This window comes from Rhizobium sp. CB3090, assembly GCF_029714285.1.
Taxonomy (GTDB): domain Bacteria; phylum Pseudomonadota; class Alphaproteobacteria; order Rhizobiales; family Rhizobiaceae; genus Rhizobium.
On record NZ_CP121662.1, the window covers coordinates 3,704,713 to 3,723,836 of the forward strand.

A 19,124-nucleotide genomic window follows, 5' to 3' on the forward strand; every position below is an offset into this window, starting at 1 on the left:
CCGCATGATGTTTGGCCTCAGCGCCGTCGAGTTTTGCGTTGCTATTGCCGAGAGCCACAAGATTCGGAGGGCGCACGGTTGAGAAAGTTTGCTTCTATCCCGCCTCGGATCTGGCAAGCCGACTTAAAATCTGTGCGCGGTGATCTCGATGCGATCGCGGTCCACTACCATCTCACGACGAGCGGTCACGCCAATATGCTGGGCCTCTACTATGTCCCGGTTGCCTATATGGCCCACGAGATCGGATGCCCCATAGAAGGGGCTTCGAAGGGGCTTTCAAGCCTCATTCAGGCGGGAATCTGCGCCTATGATTACGAGCGCGATCTGGTTTGGGTCTGCGAGATGGCATCGGACCAGATCGCACCGCAGCTTTCGCCCAAAGATAAGCGTGTTCGTGGCATCGCAGAACAGCTTTCTATGCTCCCTATCTGCCTGACTACATTGGGCTTTTATGGAAAGTATCGACTCGCCTTTCATCTCCACGAGGAGCGTTGCCTGGAGGAATTCGAGCTCGCCTATTCAGAGCTGCACGAAGCCCCTTCGAAGCCCCTTGGAAGCAAGGAGAAGGAGAAGGACAAGAAGAAGGACCTAGAAGAAGGAAAAGGAACATTTGGCTTTAGAACAGAAAAAACTTCAAAATCTACTCTGGAGGAAGACAGCATGTTCAAGCCATACCCTATTCCAGAGTCCCCCAGTGAAGGCCGGGATTTCCTTTCGCGACTAAACGTGCCCCAATCGAAGATGGACGAATGTCTTCGAAGCCTTCTAGGTGGAAATTTGACCCCCTTTGACTTAGAGGACATTATCGGGATGGTGGCGAAAGGTGCGGCATGAAACAGCTTGATCTCTTCGAATGGGCCGTGAGCAGGCCTTCTGCAGAAGTCATCAACATCATGCCAGCGCTCATCCGGAAGATTGCGGCGGAGCCCGTATGGCCGCCAGTTCCCAAAACAGGGGAATTAATATCTCTCAAACGAGGCGCAGCTTGATCCGAGGGGTATGCAATTTGCGTACCCAGTGTCTCAGGTGCAGATCGCCAGAATATCTTACGGGCTTGGCTGCTTCTTAAAGGCTTTGAGTTTCGCGACCAAATCGTCGTATTGATAGACGGCTTTTAAAAGCTCCTTGGTGAGTTCGATCGCGATCTCGCTTTCCTTGGGGCCGATAGCGTCATAATCCTTAGCCTCGATATGCGCGGCGTCATTCCCCAAGACACGAAGCTCATCAGCAGCCTCCAGGAGACCAGGTGGTATGATAGCGGCCGATTTCAAAGCTTCGATGCGCTTCTTCAGATTATCGCCAGTGGCGTTCTTGTCAGCGCAAAGCTCTTCAAGCGTTCGGCGAACCAAAAGGGCTGACGCGCGATAGCATCCAGCGCCGTGACACTTAAGCGCCTCCTCCAAGCTCGCGGCTATCTCTTGCGGGATATTAGTGTTGTCAAAGTCCAATCCCTCCGGTGGGTAGATCCTATTGCCATTGTTATCGCCCTCGAATAGCACGAGCCTGTTGCAACTCTCATTAGGGCACCGCCGGATCCCATATGCTCGGGCATATAACCCATGGCCGTTGGCAGATTGAACCTGAGTATTCTCCCGTACATCTGCGACCCCGTGGATGGGAAAGAACGAGCCCATGTGCCGACAGAATGGGCAGCGGATACTTATGGGCATGGCATTGGCCGGTGCAACAGACGGAATATTGGTTTGCCTCATTTCCTGTCCCCTGAGCTGTGTCGAAGCACTAATGCAACCAGATTCCTTAGAATTTCAAATTCCACAAGCGGGAGAGGAGGAACTCAGACGTCAAAACGTGGAATTTTTGTGCGTCGGCTTGCAGTCGGCGGGACAAGATGGAAACGAATCGCTGCGATAGGGCAAGGCGCATAGAAGATCTTTTCCGGGAATTGGTGTGCATTGATCCCCAAAAAAGTTTCATGGTGCAGGGCGTTGCTAGTGATTGTGGATAGTGTGAAGGACATATAGTCCGTAAAATAGCACTGAAATCATTTGCTTTTTACCAACAATTTCGGGAATACTCACGTTCGTACCCACGTTCGCGAGAGCTACTGAGATGTCCGCAGATACATCCGATATCGTCACCATGAAGAGCAAGGCTCGTGCCCGTGTCAGCAATGGCGCCGCGCTGCTCTCTGGCATTGACGGGCGATCGGCGTCGGCAAGACGGTATCGTGACCTGTGCATGAGCTATGCCGATGACCTGGGCGGTGCTGCCAATCTTTCCGAAGCCGATATGAGCATGGTCCGCACGGCAGCGGCTCTCAGCGTCAAGAGCGAGGAAATGCAGGCGGCAATCGTTCGGGGTGAAGACATCTCCGAAACCGAAATAGTCCGTATCTCCAACGCCTGTACGCGCGTCCTCAGCGCCCTCAAGAAGGGCAAGAGCAAGCCGAAGGCAACATCGACAAGATCGCTTCGTGACAAGCTCCTAGCCAATAAGGCGGCTGCATGACGAGCCTGATCACTATCGAAGACGTGATGACGGACAGCGCCGCTTTTGGCGATCTGTTTAGCGGGCAATCATGGGCTGCTTGGCGAGCCATTCTGAAGGCTGCCTATGCCCTGCCATTGACCGCTGAAGAGCGTTCTATCTTCGATAGCGTATCCGGTGGTCGCGAGCCTCCAACGCAGCGTGTGCGCGAACTATGGCTTGTCGTGGGTAGGCGCGGCGGCAAGGACTCGGTTGCCTCGCTAGTCGCCACCTTTGCGGCCGGCATTGAGGAGGCGCATGTCGGCCGCCTTCGCCCAGGTGAGCTAGCGACGATTGCCTGCATCGCCAGTGACAGGGATCAAGCGCGCATCGTCCATCGCTATGTAAAAGGGCTGTTCAACGAGCATCCCGACCTTTCGCAGATGATCGTCAACGAGACGGCGAACAGCCTACTGCTGAACAACGAAGCCGAGATTCTTGTTTCGACCAATTCCTTCCGGTCTGCCCGTGGGCGCGCCTACCTTGCAGTGATTCTGGACGAATGCGCCTTCTATCGCGATGAGAATAGCGCGAGTCCCGATGTCGAATTGTTCCGCGCGCTCGTTCCCGGCATGGCCACTCTTGCGCCCGAAAGCATCGTGATCGGCATCAGCAGCCCGCACAAAGCCAAGGGGTTGCTTTACGACAAGTTTGCCAAACACTTCGGCCAGAATGATGATCGAGTGCTGGTCATCCAGGCGCCTAGTCTGACGATGAACCCGACGCTTGATCCGTCTGAACGAGATGCTGCCTTCGAGGAAGATCCGGAAGCCGCAAGCGCTGAATGGGATGCGCAATTCCGCCGTGACATAGCCGATTTCATCAGCCGTGAGCTTGTAGAGGCGGCAACCGATCGTGATGTTGTGGTCCGTCCTCGGCTCGACAGAGTGAAATACTATGCCTTCGTGGACGTGGCCGGCGGCACCGGCAAGGACAGCTTCACAGCCGCTATAAGCCATGCAGAGGGCAATATGGCGGTTCTGGACGCTGTTGTGGAGATCCGCCCGCCATTTAGCCCTAACGCTGCCGTGGAGCAGGTTGCGGCGCTCCTGGCGGAATATGGCTGCACTTCGATCGAGGGCGATAAGTACGCGGCCGGGTTTACCATTGATGCCTTCGCGAAAGTTGGCATCCGCTATGTGCCGACTGAACGTGATCGCAGCCAGATCTATCTCGAAACGCTGCCTCTGTTCTCTTCAGGCAGGGTCCGTCTTCTCGATCACAAGCGACTTGCCAATCAGTTCGTTCTGCTGGAGCGCCGCACCGTCTCGTCGGGCCGCGACAAGGTGGACCACCCGCGAGGCGGGCACGATGATATCTCCAATGCAGCGGCAGGCGCCCTTATCGCTGCTCGGCAGAAGAGGGTTATGACCATCAGCCAGGAAGCCATAGCCGCTTCTGCAGCCTCACCACGAGCCCGTGTAGCGATGCCCGGTGCCAACTTCTCCCAACCATTCATTCGGCATTGAAAGGAATCCTCATGAGCCATCCGAACCGACTGCTAAGTGATCGCGAACTGCATAATTTCAAGACCTTCCTGGTGGCAAACCCGCATCTTACCCGTCCAGCTCCCCAGGGCGCCTTTGACGCCATGCCCAGGAACGTTCGCCGCGTTCCCGGCAAACCGATCAAGACGCCACTGAAGGCCTTCGGCAAGGGAGGCAAGTTCGATACGGCACGTTATGCCATGGATGCCGAACCTGATGACGTGGTTTCTCCGGGCGAAGCCGGCATGGCATTCGTGCGAGATCTTGCAATGAAACTGTCGCCGGAAGGCTGGGCAGCGCTACGCGAAGCCTGCATCGAAGGTCAGGAGGCAGCGGAAGACGATCCGCCGGAATTCGAGGGCAAACCCGAGGTGGGCGGTGAAAGAGCCGAGGATCGCGCTCTATCGGGTTTTGCATCGCGATTTGCCGACGCCGCCCGCGTCACCGTTTCGGCTCCCGTTTACCGCAAGCCGAAGAAGCAGAAGCCCGCAATGGATGGCAAGAAGGCCGATAGCTTTGCCGCCCGCTTCCCCGGTGCTGCCGCTGTTCGTGTAGGAGGCTGATATGGGCATTGTTGCACGTCTCGCGCGCTCCACCGGCTCCAACGATCCGCTCCGCGAGGAATTGCGGAAAGCGATCGAAACTCACGCGCAGGCAAAACAAGAACGCGATCGGCTGGCAGCGGCTTTGGAAAACGCGCTTCAGCGTTGTTACGGCGCGTCTGATGATCTCGATAACTTAGCCGTTCGGGTGTCTGACCTGGTTGACACGCGAAGCCAACGCGCTGCGGCTCGGGCGCTTGCGGGCGCGGACCCGATTGATAATGAGCTTAAGGAAGCACAGCGCCGCCTCTCAGAAGCGGAAGAGTTTCTTGAGGCGGCTCGTGCGGCTACTGCCGTCCTAGAGGGCTCCTTGGGCGTTGCTGAGGATATTCTGAAGTCCAGTGAACGCAGGCTGAGGGACGCCGCCGGCAACGTCCTGCTGACCAAGGCCAGCGAGGTCGAAAATCGTATTCGCTCCCTGATCGTCGAGATTTCACCGCTGTTTGCAACCCTCTCGTATCTGCAATCGCGTGACAACGCGAACGTATATCCGACGGATGATTATCGGCAGCGCAAGAGGCTGCTCGAATGTCCGCTGGAGGCAATGCCGGTTTACGGAAAGTCACTAAACCATACAGAAGTCGCGCCGATCATCGATCCTTGGAAACAAGCCTTCGAAGCATTGCTTTCGGATGCCAACGCGCCGCTGCCGGAGGTTTGACCATGAATTCCCGTGCTCATTCTTCGCAGCCTAGCCGGCACGGGCGCACCAGCGGGCGGTGTGCGAAACAACACCCGCAGGCCATCACGTTTCCCTTTGCTGCGGGGATGGCTAATCGGCAACTTAGTCTGCCGAAAATGCCGGTCTCGATCGTCGCTCCTGTTCCGTTCGGGGCCGGCATTGCTCATGCGAAGGTTACGCCGTGAGCTTCACCGAAAAGCGCCTTCGCGTCACGCTGAAGATGGCTAATGGCGTTTTTGCCAACGGCACGAATGCGCTCATTTTGGAGAATCTGCGGACCACGGCCGAGATCGCGATCACCGGTGGAAGGTCTCAGGGAACCGCCGAAGTCGCTATCTACGGCATGCTCTTTTCCGACATGATGGCTATCACGAATGTCGGCACGAAATTTCAAAGCAATTACAACAACACCATCTTGATCGAGGCGGGCGATCTGGGTGGGCCGATGAATATTGTCTACGCCGGAAACATCCTGACCGCTTATTTTGACGGAAACAGCATGCCGAATACCTGTCTCAGGGTTTCCGCCTCCACCACGAGCTACAATGCCCAGGCGGAAGCCGAACCCACCTCGACAACGGGCGCAACCGATGTATCGGACACCCTCAAGGGCCTTGCATCCCAGATCGGTCTTGGCTTCGAAAATGCAGGTGTCACCACCAAGCTCTCCCCCTCCTATTATTATGGAAGCCCATGGGCCCAGATCCGGAAAATCTGCCAAGATGCCGGGATCGAGTACTGCAATGACCGTGGAACTCTTGTGATTACAAAGCCCGGCACGCCGCGCGAAGGCGACCCGATTTTGATTAGCGCCGACGCTGGAAACTTGATTGGCTTTCCAACATTCAACGGCGCATGGATCGGTGTTTCCGCCCTATTCAACCCGCTTGTGCGCTGGCAGGGCCAGGTAAAGATTCAGAGCAGCATCCAGGCTGCTTGCGGCACTTTCAAAGTCAACCGGCTGTCTTATTCCCTCGAAGCCATGGTGCCAAACGGGCGTTGGGTAATGGAACTGGCCTGCTATGCCGACCCGGAGACCGCGCCATGAGTGGGGTTCCAAACTACTTCGGCTGGATGGGATTGGGCGACTGGGGCTCTTCCACGAACGTCATGGATTTTCATATCCGCAGCCTGCTCAGGGATCATCGTACAGCGGTCCCGGTAGCGGTACGCTCTGTCAGCGGCGGCGGCGTTGGTGCGGCTCCTACGGTGTCCGTACAGCCGCTTGTGGACATGTCGAACGGCTTCAATTCCACCACGCGGCACGGCGTCATCAACAACATTCCCGTCGCTCGCACACAGGGCGGCACGAATGCCATCATCTGCGATCCGAAGGCCGGCGATATTGGCATTATGGTTGTTGCCGATCGGGATATCTCTGCTTTCAAGGCGAACAAGGGCAGCCAGTCCAATCCGGGATCGCGCCGCATGGGGAACCTTGCCGATGGCGTTTATATCGGCGGTCAGATCATCAATCCCGCCGTTCCCGATCAGTATATCCAATTCACCGAGACCGGTGTCAGGATCATCGACAAGAATGGCTGCTCCATCGTGACGGATTCCGGCAAGGTCACCGTTACCGGCGCCGATCAGGTCGCCGTCAATCCCGGTAGCGGTTTTCTTTTTCTAGGCGGTACCGGCGACGATGGAACCTATGCGTTCGTCGAAACGGTTTCCGGCCCTTCCAGCAAGGTAAAGGCTAAGCTCTGATGGTCACGGTTCTGGACGCATTTGTAATCGAATTGGGCCTCGATCCGAAGAAGTTGAACGAGGGTCAGAGGCAGGCCGTCGATAGCTTCAAAAAGACACAGAACGAAGCCGTGAAAAGCGCCAAGGCTATCGAGGCAGCGGCGGACAAGATCTCGGATACTTTCAGCTCCGCAACGCGCTCAGCGCTCGGATTCTTTGCTGCGCTTGCTGGATTCCGAACCCTTGACGATTTCATCGGCAATCTGGTCAAGGCCGATGCCGCCCTCGGCCGTCTTTCGACGAACATGGGCATTGCGCCGCAGACCATCTCTGCATGGGGACAAATTACCGAGCAGTTCGGCGGCTCGCTACAGGGCTTTGAATCCACCCTGCAGCGCGTCCAGAAAATGCTCTACGACAACCGCTATGGCGTCGCACAGCTTCCATCGGCCTTCCAGCGCTTGGCAACCGGCGCTCAAATGCGGATCGATTACTCCGGCAATGCTATCCGGACGCTGACACAAGAGCTAACTGCGCTCCAGAAGATCCACGACAATCCCGCCCTTGGTGGCCCGCTAAAAGCCCACGGCCTCGCCCAAGAGCTTGGGATCGATCCTGCTCTCGAAAACGCCGCCTATTCCCTCGGTCCTGGCATCACAAAGTATGTTCAGGAGATCCAAAACAGCCTGACGCCCACCAACGAGGCGATCAAGAATGCCCAAGAGCTGCAGAGAGCCTATGCGCAGCTATCGCAGGCCGTCACCAATCTGCTGGACAACGGTTTCCGGGCAATCGAGCCGGTTCTGACGCCGATCATCAAGGATATGAATGAATGGGTGCTGCAGAACAAGGACTGGATTGACAGCAAGATCGTCCAAGGTGTCCAGGACTTCAAGGGTGCGCTTCCTGAGATCAGGGACGATCTGAAGTGGATCGCCGATCATTTCAACGAGATCAAAACCGCCTCTGAGGCGATCGTCGCAATCTGGGCCGGAAGCAAGATCCTCGGTGTTGTTGGCAATCTCCGCGCCGCCCTCGGTGGAGCGGCACCGGCTGCCGGAGGTGGCGGCGGTCTATGGGCCGCTCTTGGTGTGTATGGCATGGCTGGTGGCGGTGTGAATGCCCTTATCAACCCCGGCGAAGGTCTGAAGAATGCGCCTCGCAAGTATGGGGCATGGGGCGTTGATGATGTCATTCGCTGGATGCTGGGAACGGATAAGTCGGCGCCTACCGCTAAGTTAAAGGATGCCAGCGGCCACGCAGATGCCTTGCAGAACAACCCCGCTTTGGGCGCTTCAATGCTTGGCAATGGTCGTGACGCGGCTCTCGATGCTTTCCTGAATGGCGATACCAAGGTTGACGGACGCCCGGTTTCGAAGGCCAATCCGATGCCGGTGACCCTCACCAATCAGGCGTCTGGAGGCAGTGGCAGTTGGTGGGATACGCTCAAGTCTTGGTTTACTGGCGGAAGTTCCGGTACTGCAAACGGCGGCAGCGTAGCGTCATTCGTCGGAAAGACATTGGCGGCGGGAACTCCGAGCCTGACGGGCACGAATGCGGATATTGTCGCCTATATTCGCCAAGCCGCAATCAAGAGGGGCATTGATCCTAACATCGCCCTCCGCGTGGCTGGCCATGAAGGTTTGCGCGGTTTCGATCCGACCAAGGTTGATCGCGGTGGCGACGGAGGTTCGTCATTCGGGCCATTCCAATTGCATTATGGCGGGATCAATCCGCAAATGCCCCATGGCGGTCTCGGGGACGAGTTCACTAAGCAGACCGGCCTGGATGCTCGCAATTCCAATACGTGGAAGCAGCAGATCGATTTCGCGCTAGATCAGGTCCGGAAAGGCGGCTGGGCTCCTTGGATGGGTGCCCGTGCCGAGGGCATTTTCGGGAAGATGGGTGTAGGTCCGCTGCCTAACAACGGATATGTGGATTCGGTTATGTCTGGAGCGTCCCTGAGTTCGCACCTTTCCTCGATCACCAACAACGTCACGAATTCAACGTCCAGCAGTCGGCCGGTCAACGTCACGATTGGCGATGTCCATGTGAATGCGCCGAACGCTACCGATGCCCGTGGCATATCCAGCAACATCTCTGCTACGTTGCAACAGATGGTCGCGGCGCAACTCGTATCGGAGGGACAGAACTAATGTCAGACGATAAAACACCAGTTTTAGAATTTAATTTCAGCCTATCTGATGGTCCGATGGCGGCGGTCTACAAAGCGGCAAAGGAATTTAATAGTGAGCCGCTGGATCGCGCCGGCTACTTTTGCGAAGTCGCTCTAAAGAACTTTTTTCGAGATCCGCCGTTGAACACGATTGATGATCTCATGTGGCATCTCAACACGACCGCTGAACTATTCCGTCAGGTGACCGGTACGCCGATGGATAGTCCCCTTTCGGCTGAGTTTTTTATTGAGATGCGTGACCAAGCCATCAAACAGAGCAAGACCATGATGCCGGCCAATAACGTTAAGCATTGAAACGTCGAATAGAAACCGGCACCGCCATCAACTGAGCTCTGCGGAACACGATCCAGATGAAGCATAACGCCAAAGTCGAAGCCGCTGTGCGCGCGATCTGTGCCGAATACGAAATCGAAATCATCCCGGGCAACGTCTATCCGATGCCCGGTCAAACTCGCGCCGTGTCGACGATGTGTCAGATCCTGGCGAAATACGGAGAAGGCCATTTCCGGCTCGCCATGACGACGTTGGGCGAAACCCGAGGAAATAACGCTCTGATCGACCAAGTAACGCTCTGGGCCGTCTCGGATCTGATACGGGCCTGTCCGGATTGGGTGGAGAACAGAACTTCGGAATGGCTGCAGTGGTGGGACGAAATCCCCCTCGGGCCGATCATTTGCACAATCAACCAGCTCCGAGGCGTCATCAATCAGCGTCATGCGCTTGCCGGCGCCCTCTACTGGCGTTTGTGTAGCTATGCTCAAGAGCGCATGTCTGCCAAGGATACGGCCAATACGGTAACGATGAAGGTTCCAGAGCTTAGGAGAGCCCGTAGCAATGCCAATCGTGAACAGGCGATCGAACAGGGACAAAAGCTGATCGAGATCAAATCGCGCCTGCCTCGTGGCGAATGGCTGCCGTGGGTACAGGAACAATCCGGGCTGAGCTACGGAACCGTGCAGCGGTATATGCGGATGGCGAAGGCAGCTTGAGAGGCCGGTTAGTCTCACAGCTCTCGTAAATTCTGATCTACCGTTGTTGTCTGCTCAATTATCAACGCGGTGACCGTGAGCGAATTCATCTTCCATATATCGCTCGTCTAAACGGAAAGGTAGAAATCTTGCGCTTCCAAGGACTTCCGTCGTTGATGTATTGCTGACTGTATATCTTGCGGTGTAGCGAACCATACGAGTGGTGTCGGTTGCGTCTCCAAAAGGAATCTGCAGGTGGCCGGTACTTTCGTTTGTGATGATATCCAGCGTGTAGTTGTCGTTATAAAGTGGGCTTCCCCCTCTGATATCGGCAACAAATTGAAATTTCCCGTCTTTTACAAACGCGGAGTTGGCCAAACCACACTCGCCATAGCAACCTGGAACGTCGCCCCTGAATTGGTATTGGATCATTGTTCCGTCAGCGAGATTTGTTGATCCCGAAAAGATCGGCGGATTCGTTCCACTAACATCGATTTTGAGATTCACCGTGTTTGCGGAGGATCTATTTTGTCCATCATAGCAGCTCAATCGCTTTGCGGCATCCGCGATAGATTTACAGTCTGCCCAAGCTCCCGCTGATGGCAGCAGCAGGAGAGCAACGAGAACGCTTAGCGTTCGGTTCATGATCATCCCTCCGGTGAAGGCGTATTCATTCAATGAAATCAGCTTGGCGGGTGTGGGCCATTATTTAGTTGTCTGCCATTCCCCCCGTTACTTCATCTTTGGGAATCGGCGTTGTCCAGTTTCGAATCGCGCGTCACATCAACGCTTCGGGAGCCCTTTCGGAGAGCAACCAATTGTGAAGCTCGAAAATTTTATGCGCCACCTCAGAGACATCTTCATCGCTCATATGGCGCAAGGTCGCTCGGATCGTACCTTCGCCATGGATTTCGGCGGCATGGGACGTACAGCGATCGAAAAGCTCCTTGTACCGATCGCCGATCTCTGGGTTGGAGAACTGTTCGGGCCTGATTGTGATCATAGCTGTAAACGCGGCCTCGACACGCATGCGTATATCGCCCAATCCCACCAAGCAGCCGACGCCGGCCGACAACTTCGATAAAAAGTATCCATCGATAGACATCTGGTTCTATCCTCCAACTAGGAGCGACGGAGCTTTCTCACCGCCGCTTGCAATAAACACCTCAAGAACTTTCGCGGTCATTTTCAGTCACTTGTTGGAGATGCCATGGCTAATCGTGACCTTTTTCCCGTTCCCCTTATACGTCATTTCGGCGTCACCAATGTCAGTGACAGCGTGGCACTCAACTGAGAATACAATATCTCCCGCTTCCGACTGCCGCATGACGCATTGACCGCTAGCGTTGAGATGATTCGTCTGCATATTTGGATTGACGCTTATAATCTGGCTCACATCGAGGATGTATTCCGAGGCGCTGGGTTGAAAGTCTTTACCGCCGACAAAGGAGATCAGGCCAGCGTCGGTGCCCATCGCATACTGAGAAAAACCACTGCTGGAGGCAAATACCAATTTAGAAATGCCGTGATCTGACGCTGTGCCAATTCGGTATGTCCCATGCCCGGGGATATCTACCTTGATCACGGCATCATCGGCATAGGTGGCCGAGACTGGCAAAATCGCCAATGCGAGCGAAATTATTCCAGCGGTGATCCTCATAGGCCTCTCCCAGCGCAACCATGACTGAAGCACACGTTAACTGGAATCCCGCAAAAGTCGATGGGAATATCGTTAGGTGAGATCGAGAATGCTTCCGGTATCGCTGAATCGGTCTATGCGACGCGCCAATTCCTCGCCTACGTTCTCATAGGCTGGATAGCGACGTAAATTTTCCTCGTCCCAGTCAGATGGGCTAAGCGGTCCATCAGGATCAAGATGGTCGAGCGGAACACCATTTTTGAGATCCATCAGATGTTGTCTGATAAACTCAGCAGTTACCTGCCTACCAGTGACCGCATGCATAAGTAGCAACCCCATCCAATATCGATGGGCCTCAAGTCGGAGTTCGTCTGTCATTTCCGTAGCCTCACCCCCACGCCGCCGTCGATCATTTCAGACGCTCCCAGAAACGCCACTCCAGCAGCTTCCAGCACGGATTTGATGGCTTCTAAATTGTTTGTAACTGGCGTCGATCGTCCAGCCTCGAAGTTCCTAACAGTGGACTGTCCTACCTTGGCACGTCTGGCGAGCTCATCCTGAGAGAGATTTACGAGTGCACGGGCAGCCCTGCATTGATCTGGTGTAATCACGGGATCTCCTAAAACGATTTTCAACTATCATAACGAAAATCGTTTGACACAACTAGCGGCAACGGATTACGTTTTGATTAACGAAAATCGTTATCAACGGGAGCAATGAAATGCCGAACCATGCTGTTACGGCCGCCGGCGAAGCTATGCCTGTGGGAAACACCTTAAGTCGTCTAGCCGAACTTTTGAGAGCTGGTGATTCGCGGGGAGCGCTTGCTCTTATCGAAAGCTCCACCGCAATGCCTCCCGTCTCCAGATCCACCGAGACAACTACAGCCGCAACCAACCGCCGGAACTTCCTGCTAGCCAAGGGAGGGCTGCTGGCAGCGTCCGCAGCTTCTCTAGTGGTGGACACTCCGAAAGCCGCCTTTGCAGCCAGTGAGGCTCCCAGAGCAGCTGAGGACATATCCGGTCAGGTAGAAACGATAAATGAAAATCCCGACCTCTTGAAAGCCTACGACACCCTTTTAGCTGCACAGGCTGAAGAGTCTGCCGCCAAGGAAGCATTTGAATGGTTGGGCGATGAATGGAAGCATGCCTGGCCACTCGCTCCAGACGAGCTTCTCGGCAGCGCCAACGCCCACCAAAGCGGCAGGCAGTACATTAAATACGCCGAGCGCGATATTCTCGGCCGATTTATGATGAGAGATACCAGCGGTCTTGCCATGAAAGTATCTCCCGAATTTCGGGAGAAGTACCCGCGAACGTGCTTTCACGTCTACGCCTCGGAGGAAGCAAAGGAACGAATTGCCTATTTGTCGCAACGAACACCGAAGGGTCGGACTGAAAAGTCTCTGGCGCGCGATCGGGCCTGGATAGAGGGTGAGATTGTCGCTTGGAAGCAAAGACTTGAGCTCGCCCTCAAATACGAAGCCGAAACAACCCGGCTGTCAGAGGCTGCAGGCGTCGTTCCGGCGGCGCAGCGTGTTTGCGATGCGGATGCTGCCGTGAAGGAAGCAAGCGCAAAGATTTCCATGATTCCGGCATTCACGCATCTAGGATTGCAGATCAAAGCGCGCGCCGTGCAGGCGTCCGGCTTGTTCGATGGTGATCCGAACACGGCTGGTCGTTGGGGTGAGTTTTGCCGCTTCATTCATGCTGTCATCGACATGGGTGGGGAGGTACGGGTATGACCGCAATTTCCTTGCAACATTGCCGCGCCGAACTTGAGGCCCGCATCGAGGAGCTGATTGAACTTCTCGATCTCCTGGACGGTGATTCGGACTTTGAACCGTACTTGGCAGACGCCAATCCCGCTGATGAAGACCGTGAAGGCGGCGATGTCCAGGATGAGCGGCATGATGCACTCGATGAGGGCGACGACGAGCCGGATCTCGGATGGGGCATTCCCCGTTGTGGAGATTTGGATATCGCCGAAGGTTGGCAGCCTGCCGATTCGTGCCTGACACTGAGGACTGACGAAGCCTATTTGGACTTCAACGGTGATGGCTATCGAGTCGCGAGGGAACTTTTGCGCTCTGGCATAAAGGACAAACGGCTTTTGGCCCGTGCGCTCGATCGCACACGCCTTTCGGTCGCGTATGGGGGCGCATTCTGAACCCCCGTCATCTGAAATCTGCGCTATGTCCCGACTCGCAACGACAAAGGCTCCTTCGGGGGCCTTTTTCATGCTTTTTATGCTCAATATATAACGCGGGTACGAACGCGAGACAAAGGGAGAAAAAGGTAAATTATCCAACGAAAACAAAGCCTCATGGCGGACAGGGAGGGATTCGAACCCTCGGTACGCTTTCACGTACACACGCGTTCCAGGCGTGCGCCTTAAACCACTCGGCCACCTGTCCTTTGGCGTTTCGCAACCGGTCAGGAGGCAAATCGTCGGAACGGCCGCGATATATACCGATGAATTTCTTCGGATCAACCCGAATCTGACAGATTTTTGACTTCCCGACAGAAAACTCCAGGCCTTTGGTCCATTGCGCTTGTCCGGCTCCCAACTTATCTAAGAAGAAGGATGGCGCAGAGTGCGGTCGGCTCCTCGTTTATGGCCGATGGGTAATGAGTATGCGGAGGATGCGATGCGTTTCTTGTTGCGTTTTGCCAGCCTAGTCGCGCTGGTCGTTGCGGTGATTGCCGGAACCATCGATTCCATCCAATCGGTTGCCGCCTCCGCCATCGTGGTGACGCCGATGGAGGATGCTTGGAACGATGTCAGCCCATCGTCTCTTGCGACCGTCCAGTCGCTGATTTCCTACTACATCCATCCGCGCCTTTATGATCTGGCGGTTCAGTGGCTGTTGTTCCAGCCGGCGTTCGCGGTGTTCCTCGTGATCTCCCTGCTTCTTTGGATGATCGCCTACAAGAAGCCGCCTGTCGCAGGCCGCTTCAGCGTCTGATACGCGAACGCACGGAAAATTCAGTCGACCCAGGCGCCGAAGACGGGAGAAGGGACTTGCTTGATCACGACCTCGGCCCCTTCGGCATAAAAGCGGAGCGCTGGAATATCGCTGCCGGCCTTACATACATACCGGCAACACCGTTTCACCGGCTTGGAATTCATATCGGAGCGCCGGTCAATGCCCGATGCCGCTGCGACGGCCGACAGCATCGCCGTGTTCAGTCGCACGGCGATATCGATATCGTTCCAGCCGGCCTGGACGGCGAGTGGGAGGACGATGCCGATTGCTCGATTCTGCGCCTCTGGATAAACCCCGCCATCGTGCGCAGCGCGGCGGAGGATCTGGAGATCGATCCCGACGGTATTGCTATCAGTCCCAAGTTTCAGCATCGCGACCCCGGTATCGAGCACATCGCACTGGCGCTCGAGGCCGTCACTCCGACATCGGCCATCGGCCCCTTGCTTGGCTAATAAAATTGCAGTTTGAGAGCGAAAATGGCCAGAAATCAGCTCCTTTGAGCGGGTTTTTGGCAATTCCCACAAATCTTTACCAACTGAAAAATTTCTCGTGAATTTTTCCTGCAGCCATGCAAGGATGCGCGCCAGCTTGGCCTCGGGGGAGGCCGGCGGTTCCGCAGACATGTCCGGTCGACGGGCTTGCGGGAGGACCCAACAAGATAGCAACAATAGGGCTGCAACTCATGAAAAAATCCCTTTTGACCCTTTTCGCCCTGGCTGCCATGTCGGCAACGGCGCTTGCGGCCGACATCAAGCCGGCGATCGTTTATGGCACCGGCGGCAAGTTCGACAAGTCCTTCAACGAAGCTGCCTATAACGGCGCCGAAAGGTTCAAGAAGGAAACCGGCATCGCCTATCGCGACTTCGAACCGACGGGCGATACCCAGGGCGAACAGGCACTGCGCAATTTCGCCAGCAAGGGCTTCAATCCGGTCATCGCCGTCTCCTTCGCCTGGACATCCGCTCTCCAGAAGGTTGCCGCTGAATATCCGAAGACCGAATTCGTCCTGATCGACGACAGCCTCGATCTGCCGAACGTTCGCTCCGTCAAGTTCAAGGAAAACGAAGGTTCCTACCTCGCTGGCGTCATGGCCGCCATGGCTTCGAAGACCGGCAAGATCGGCTTCGTCGGCGGCATGGACATTCCGCTGATCCGCAAGTTCGAATGTGGATATGAGCAGGGCGCCCGCGCCGCCAATCCGAAGATCGAAGTCTTCCAGAACATGACCGGCACGACCGGCGCTGCCTGGAACGACCCGGTTCGCGGCGGCGAGCTCACCAAGAACCAGATCGATCAGGGTGCCGACGTGGTCTACGCGGCTGCCGGCGCCACCGGCCTCGGCGTGCTGCAGACGGCTGCCGACAACAAGAAGCTCTCCATCGGCGTCGATAGCAACCAGAACTACCTGCATCCGGGTTCGGTTCTGACCTCCGTCGTCAAGCGCGTCGACCTCGCCGTCTATAACGCCTTCACCGACGCCAAGAACGGCAAGTTCACCGCCGGCACGCAGGAACTCGGCCTCAAGGAAGAGGGCGTCGGCGCTGCCATGGACGACAACAACAAGCCGCTCGTCACGCCGGAAATGAAGGCTGCCGTCGACAAGGCGACTGCCGACATCATTGCCGGCACGGTCAAGGTCCACGACTACACGACCGACAACGCCTGCCCGAAGAGCTGATATGAAATAAGGGCGTATGACGATATTCAAAACGTCATACGCCCTTTTCTTATCCGGAAGTCAGATTTCTGGAGCTGCGTAGTGAGCCAAACGCCTGCCATCGAACTCGTGGGCATCGACAAGAAGTTCGGTGCCGTCCATGCCAACAAAGATATCAACCTGACCGTCGCCAAGGGCTCCATCCACGGGATCATCGGTGAGAACGGTGCCGGGAAGTCGACTCTGATGTCGATCATCTACGGCTTCTATCATGCCGACAGCGGCGAGATCCGCATCAACGGCAATCCCATCGCCATCCGCGACAGCCAGACGGCCATCGCCGCCGGCATCGGCATGGTGCACCAGCATTTCATGCTGGTCGACAATTTCTCCGTGCTGGAAAACGTCATGCTGGGCGCCGAGGGCGGCGCTTTGCTGGCGAAGGGCGTCACGGCCGCCCGCGCCGAACTCAGACGCCTGGAGACGGATTACGGCCTCGATGTCGATCCGGACGCCTTGATCGAGGAGCTTCCCGTCGGTCAGCAGCAGCGCGTCGAGATCCTGAAGGCCATGTATCGCGGCGCCGAGATATTAATCCTGGACGAGCCGACTGGCGTTTTGACGCCAGCCGAAGCCGACAATCTGTTCCGGATTCTCCGCGTGTTGCGCGATCAGGGCAAGACCATCATCCTCATCACCCATAAGTTGCGCGAAATCATGGCGATCACCGATACGGTGTCGGTCATGCGCCGCGGCGAAATGGTCGCAACGCGCAAGACGGCGGAAACCACGGTCGAAGAGCTCGCTGAGCTGATGGTCGGCCGTCGCGTGTTGCTGCGCGTCGAAAAAGGTTCTGCTCATCCCGGCGAGGTCGTGCTCTCCGTTCGCAACCTGACCGTCAAGGATGGCCGTGGCGTCACCATGGTCGATGATGTTTCCTTCGACGTCCGCGCCGGCGAGATCGTCGGCATCGCCGGCGTTGCCGGCAACGGCCAGTCGGAACTGTTGGAGGCGATCGCCGGCATCCGCAAGCCGGCCTCGGGCGAAATCTACCTGCACGGCGAGCCGATCGGCACCGCCGACCCGGCCGCCTTACGTGAACTCGGCCTCGCCCATATTCCGGAAGACCGCCATCACATGGGCCTCGTCCTAAAGTTCGAGGAATATGAGAATTCCATACTCGGCTATCACCGGGATCTGAAATACGGCAAAGCCGGCATGCTCGATCTCGACGCCATGCGCAAGGATGCGCTGGAGAAGATCGAGAAATACGATATTCGCCCGCCGAACGCACGGCTGAAGACCGCCAATTTCTCCGGCGGCAATCAACAGAAGATCGTCGTTGCCCGCGAGATCGAGCGCGATCCGAAGGCTCTGCTGATCGGCCAGCCGACACGCGGCGTCGACATCGGCGCGATCGAATTCATCCACCGCCGCATCATCGAGATGCGCGATGCCGGCAAGGCGATCCTGCTGGTGTCGGTGGAGCTGGATGAAATCCGTGCGCTTTCGGACCGCATCCTCGTCATGTTCGCCGGCCACGTCGTCGGCGAAAAAACGGCTGAGGCCGGTGAACAGACACTCGGCCTGATGATGGCCGGCATTGCCGCATGAGGCCTTGATGAGCACTGCTTCCGTTCCGCTTCCCAATTGGATCAATTATGGCCTGATCCCGGTCCTCAATCTCATTATCGCCTTCCTGATTTCCGGCCTTGTTGTCTGGTTCATCGGCGAAAGCCCGCTGGATGCGTTGAACCTGCTGCTGCAGGGCGCGCTTGGCAGCGGCGAGGGCATCGGCTTTACGCTATTCTATGCCACGAGTTTCATTTTCACCGGCCTGTCGGTCGCCGTCGCCATCCATGCCGGCCTGTTCAACATCGGCTCGGAAGGCCAGGCCTATGTCGGCGGTCTCGGCTGCGCGCTGGTGGCGCTGACGCTCGACAATTATGTGCCCTGGTATGTGACGATGCCTTTTGCGGTCATCGGTTCGGCGATTTTCGGCGCGCTCTGGGCCCTTATTCCCGCCTGGCTGCAGGCCAAGCGCGGCAGCCATGTGGTCATCACCACAATCATGTTCAACTTCATCGCCTCGGCGATGATGAATTTCATCCTGGTGCATGTGCTGATCGTGCCCGGTAAGATGGCGCCGGAAACCCGCACCTTCCTCGCGGGCGGCCAGCTTCCGAAGCTGGACTGGCTGATGGGCATCTTCGGTTCGACGATCGGCGCGGCGCCGCTCAACGTTTCCTTCCTGATCGCATTGGTCATGTGCTTCCTCGTCTGGGTGCTCGTCTGGCGCACCAAGCTCGGCTATGAAATGCGTACGCTCGGCCTCAGCCCGACGGCTGCGGTCTATGCCGGCATTCCCTATGCCCGCACTGTCATCATCGCCATGCTGCTCTCAGGTGGTTTGGCCGGCATGATGGCGCTTAATCCGGTGATGGGCGCTTCGGCCCGCCTGCAGGTCGAGTTTGTGCTTGGCGCTGGTTTCGTCGGCATTGCCGTATCGCTGATGGGCCGCAACCATCCGGCCGGCATCATCCTGGCGGCGATCCTGTTCGGCATTCTCTACCAGGGCGGCGATGCGCTTTCCTTCGATATGCCCAAGATTACGCGCGACATGATTGTGGTCATCCAGGGTCTCGTCATCCTGTTCGCCGGCGCGCTCGAATATATGTTCCGGCCCGTGATGGTGCGCACCTACCAAAAATTCGCCAGAGCCTGAGG

Annotated in this window: 23 protein-coding genes and 1 tRNA gene; 16 read left to right on the top strand and 8 right to left on the bottom strand. The window is 56.6% G+C overall.

The genetic code is table 11. The features are described from left to right. The first annotated feature begins 78 nt into the window (after positions 1–78). On the top strand, positions 79–834 hold the full coding sequence (locus QA646_RS17785) for a hypothetical protein (protein ID WP_283056693.1): 756 nt from the start codon (positions 79–81) through the stop codon (positions 832–834). A gap of 212 nt (positions 835–1,046) precedes the next feature. On the opposite strand, the gene QA646_RS17790 is transcribed toward QA646_RS17785, so the two are convergent. Further along, positions 1,047–1,448 carry a DUF4145 domain-containing protein gene (locus tag QA646_RS17790; RefSeq protein ID WP_283056694.1) on the bottom strand — a complete coding sequence of 134 codons (402 nt, stop codon included), beginning with the start codon at positions 1,446–1,448 and terminating at the stop codon, positions 1,047–1,049. A 622-nt stretch (positions 1,449–2,070) separates the two neighbouring features. Here QA646_RS17790 and QA646_RS17795 point away from each other — a divergent pair. The 9 genes from QA646_RS17795 (at position 2,071) to QA646_RS17835 (ending at position 10,133) form a co-directional block, all read left to right on the top strand. Beyond that, positions 2,071–2,469 carry a hypothetical protein gene (locus tag QA646_RS17795; RefSeq protein ID WP_283056695.1) on the top strand — a complete coding sequence of 133 codons (399 nt, stop codon included), beginning with the start codon at positions 2,071–2,073 and terminating at the stop codon, positions 2,467–2,469. Next, the gene (locus tag QA646_RS17800; RefSeq protein WP_283056696.1) at positions 2,466–3,956 is read left to right on the top strand and encodes a terminase; all 1,491 of its coding nucleotides are present in this window, start codon (positions 2,466–2,468) and stop codon (positions 3,954–3,956) included. The genes QA646_RS17795 and QA646_RS17800 overlap by 4 nt, the downstream gene beginning before the upstream one ends. A gap of 11 nt (positions 3,957–3,967) precedes the next feature. Beyond that, entirely contained in the window at positions 3,968–4,537 is a 570-nt protein-coding gene (locus QA646_RS17805) for a hypothetical protein (protein ID WP_283056697.1), read from the top strand. Between the two features lies 1 nt (position 4,538). Then, positions 4,539–5,237, top strand: coding sequence for a hypothetical protein (locus QA646_RS17810; protein WP_283056698.1), 699 nt, complete (start codon positions 4,539–4,541; stop codon positions 5,235–5,237). Positions 5,238–5,439: 202 nt separating this feature from the next. Beyond that, on the top strand, positions 5,440–6,306 hold the full coding sequence (locus QA646_RS17815; protein ID WP_283056699.1) for a hypothetical protein: 867 nt from the start codon (positions 5,440–5,442) through the stop codon (positions 6,304–6,306). Further along, positions 6,303–6,968 carry a Gp138 family membrane-puncturing spike protein gene (locus QA646_RS17820; RefSeq protein ID WP_283056700.1) on the top strand — a complete coding sequence of 222 codons (666 nt, stop codon included), beginning with the start codon at positions 6,303–6,305 and terminating at the stop codon, positions 6,966–6,968. The genes QA646_RS17815 and QA646_RS17820 overlap by 4 nt, the downstream gene beginning before the upstream one ends. Beyond that, the gene (locus tag QA646_RS17825; RefSeq protein WP_283056701.1) at positions 6,968–9,103 is read left to right on the top strand and encodes a hypothetical protein; all 2,136 of its coding nucleotides are present in this window, start codon (positions 6,968–6,970) and stop codon (positions 9,101–9,103) included. The genes QA646_RS17820 and QA646_RS17825 overlap by 1 nt, the downstream gene beginning before the upstream one ends. Continuing rightward, on the top strand, positions 9,103–9,438 hold the full coding sequence (locus QA646_RS17830; protein WP_283056702.1) for a hypothetical protein: 336 nt from the start codon (positions 9,103–9,105) through the stop codon (positions 9,436–9,438). Before QA646_RS17825 ends, QA646_RS17830 begins: the two co-directional genes overlap by 1 nt. A gap of 56 nt (positions 9,439–9,494) precedes the next feature. Then, on the top strand, positions 9,495–10,133 hold the full coding sequence (locus tag QA646_RS17835) for a DUF3102 domain-containing protein (RefSeq protein ID WP_283056703.1): 639 nt from the start codon (positions 9,495–9,497) through the stop codon (positions 10,131–10,133). Between the two features lie 54 nt (positions 10,134–10,187). On the opposite strand, the gene QA646_RS17840 is transcribed toward QA646_RS17835, so the two are convergent. The 5 genes from QA646_RS17840 to QA646_RS17860 form a co-directional block, all read right to left on the bottom strand. Next, positions 10,188–10,757: a hypothetical protein gene (locus tag QA646_RS17840; protein WP_283056704.1), complete on the bottom strand. Its 570-nt coding sequence runs from the start codon at positions 10,755–10,757 to the stop codon at positions 10,188–10,190. A 133-nt stretch (positions 10,758–10,890) separates the two neighbouring features. Continuing rightward, positions 10,891–11,217, bottom strand: coding sequence for a hypothetical protein (locus tag QA646_RS17845; protein ID WP_283056705.1), 327 nt, complete (start codon positions 11,215–11,217; stop codon positions 10,891–10,893). Between the two features lie 87 nt (positions 11,218–11,304). Beyond that, positions 11,305–11,772, bottom strand: coding sequence for a hypothetical protein (locus QA646_RS17850; RefSeq protein ID WP_283056706.1), 468 nt, complete (start codon positions 11,770–11,772; stop codon positions 11,305–11,307). Positions 11,773–11,844: 72 nt separating this feature from the next. After that, a complete protein-coding gene (locus QA646_RS17855; RefSeq protein ID WP_283056707.1) occupies positions 11,845–12,129 on the bottom strand; it encodes a hypothetical protein in 285 nt (94 codons plus the stop codon). Further along, positions 12,126–12,362: a helix-turn-helix transcriptional regulator gene (locus tag QA646_RS17860; RefSeq protein WP_283056708.1), complete on the bottom strand. Its 237-nt coding sequence runs from the start codon at positions 12,360–12,362 to the stop codon at positions 12,126–12,128. The genes QA646_RS17855 and QA646_RS17860 overlap by 4 nt, the downstream gene beginning before the upstream one ends. A 110-nt stretch (positions 12,363–12,472) precedes the next feature. Between QA646_RS17860 and QA646_RS17865 the strand changes: the two genes are divergently transcribed. Next, on the top strand, positions 12,473–13,495 hold the full coding sequence (locus QA646_RS17865; protein WP_283056709.1) for a hypothetical protein: 1,023 nt from the start codon (positions 12,473–12,475) through the stop codon (positions 13,493–13,495). Beyond that, on the top strand, positions 13,492–13,920 hold the full coding sequence (locus QA646_RS17870; protein WP_283056710.1) for a hypothetical protein: 429 nt from the start codon (positions 13,492–13,494) through the stop codon (positions 13,918–13,920). The genes QA646_RS17865 and QA646_RS17870 overlap by 4 nt, the downstream gene beginning before the upstream one ends. Positions 13,921–14,077: 157 nt before the next feature. Here the strand turns inward: QA646_RS17870 and QA646_RS17875 are convergent. After that, positions 14,078–14,167 (bottom strand) — tRNA-Ser (locus QA646_RS17875). Positions 14,168–14,401: 234 nt separating this feature from the next. Between QA646_RS17875 and QA646_RS17880 the strand changes: the two genes are divergently transcribed. Next, on the top strand, positions 14,402–14,719 hold the full coding sequence (locus tag QA646_RS17880) for a hypothetical protein (RefSeq protein ID WP_283056711.1): 318 nt from the start codon (positions 14,402–14,404) through the stop codon (positions 14,717–14,719). A 20-nt stretch (positions 14,720–14,739) separates the two neighbouring features. Here QA646_RS17880 and QA646_RS17885 read toward each other — a convergent pair whose 3' ends face one another. Next, positions 14,740–15,363: a hypothetical protein gene (locus QA646_RS17885; protein ID WP_283056712.1), complete on the bottom strand. Its 624-nt coding sequence runs from the start codon at positions 15,361–15,363 to the stop codon at positions 14,740–14,742. Positions 15,364–15,422: 59 nt separating this feature from the next. Here QA646_RS17885 and QA646_RS17890 point away from each other — a divergent pair, with 59 nt between their 5' ends. From QA646_RS17890 to QA646_RS17900, 3 genes are all read left to right on the top strand, one after another. Next, a complete protein-coding gene (locus tag QA646_RS17890) occupies positions 15,423–16,418 on the top strand; it encodes a BMP family ABC transporter substrate-binding protein (protein WP_283056713.1) in 996 nt (331 codons plus the stop codon). An 81-nt stretch (positions 16,419–16,499) separates the two neighbouring features. Then, the gene (locus QA646_RS17895) at positions 16,500–18,011 is read left to right on the top strand and encodes an ABC transporter ATP-binding protein (RefSeq protein WP_283056714.1); all 1,512 of its coding nucleotides are present in this window, start codon (positions 16,500–16,502) and stop codon (positions 18,009–18,011) included. 7 nt (positions 18,012–18,018) lie between these two features. Beyond that, positions 18,019–19,122, top strand: a complete 1,104-nt coding sequence (locus QA646_RS17900) for an ABC transporter permease (RefSeq protein WP_283056715.1) — start codon at positions 18,019–18,021, stop codon at positions 19,120–19,122. Positions 19,123–19,124 lie beyond the last annotated feature (2 nt).